General features: G+C 61.9%; 1 protein-coding gene. It reads left to right on the top strand.

Annotation, left to right across the window (positions count from 1 at the left end; translation table 11 throughout):
• Positions 1-239, top strand: a 239-nt coding sequence (locus SB847_RS22145) for a ferredoxin reductase domain-containing protein (protein WP_410578904.1), incomplete at both ends; no start/stop codon positions are given.

Raw genomic sequence — 239 nt, 5'->3', positions numbered from 1 at the left:
ACCGACAATCGAGAGCTGGTAAATATTAGCGCGCCGGGAAGCCGCTCGAAGAAGCACATCGAACTGAAGCTGCCGGAAACGATGACCTATCGCGCCGGCGATTACCTGGCCGTTCTGCCCCGCAACGCGAAACGCAACGTCGATCGGGTATTGCGCCGATTCCGGTTGAGCTGGGACACGCAGGTGGTCATCGAAGGGGCATCGAGCAATCCCCGCCTGCCGCTCGGCCAGGCCATCGG

This window comes from Bacillus sp. SIMBA_026 (genome assembly GCF_046535335.1).
GTDB lineage: Bacteria > Bacillota > Bacilli > Bacillales > Bacillaceae > Bacillus > Bacillus velezensis.
Note: the sequence above shows the minus strand (reverse complement) of the source record. Positions and strands in the feature narration are given on the sequence as shown.